This window comes from Phocaeicola sp. RTP21198st1_B8_RTP21198_201120 (genome assembly GCF_040929485.1).
GTDB classification, from domain to species: domain Bacteria; phylum Bacteroidota; class Bacteroidia; order Bacteroidales; family Bacteroidaceae; genus Phocaeicola; species Phocaeicola dorei.
The window spans coordinates 938-1,695 of sequence record NZ_JBCOCI010000269.1 but is presented as its reverse complement, the minus strand read 5'-3'; the positions used below and the strand labels follow the sequence as shown (position 1 = coordinate 1,695).

Genomic DNA, 758 nt, shown 5'->3' with positions numbered 1-758 from the left:
ATACTGTGCCTGGTCGATCTTCAATGTTCCCGCCACTTTCTTCATAGCCTTAATCTGCGCGTTACCACCTACACGGGATACAGAGATACCGACATTGATAGCCGGACGCGTACCCTGGTTGAACAAGTCAGTTTCAAGGAATATCTGTCCGTCGGTGATAGAAATCACATTCGTCGGGATATAGGCCGATACGTCACCCGCCTGCGTTTCGATGATAGGCAATGCCGTGAGTGAACCGCCGCCTTTGACAATTCCTTTCAGACTTTCCGGAAGGTCGTTCATTTCGCGTGCCACTTCCTCCTGGCTGATAATCTTAGCAGCACGTTCCAACAGACGGGAGTGCAGATAGAAGATATCACCCGGATAAGCCTCACGACCAGACGGACGGCGAAGAATCAGAGAAACCTCACGATAAGCTACCGCCTGCTTGGAAAGGTCATCGTAAACCACCAACGCATGACGACCGGTATCACGGAAATACTCGCCGATGGCAGCACCCGCAAAAGGAGCGTAATACTGCAATGCAGCCGGATCACCAGCTGTAGCAGCCACCACAATCGTGTAGTCCAGTGCTCCGTACTCACGAAGCGTATTAACGATAGAAGCAACGGTAGAACCCTTCTGACCGATAGCCACATAAATACAATATACAGGATCACCTGCCAGGAAATTACTGCGCTGGTTGATAATCGTATCAATAGCGATGGCAGTCTTTCCAGTCTGGCGGTCGCCGATAATCAACTCACGCTGTCCGCGAC

General features: G+C 51.1%; 1 pseudogene. It reads right to left on the bottom strand.

Annotation, left to right across the window (positions count from 1 at the left end):
- Positions 1–758, bottom strand: a pseudogene (locus AB5935_RS25295) (F0F1 ATP synthase subunit alpha); the annotation flags it as partial.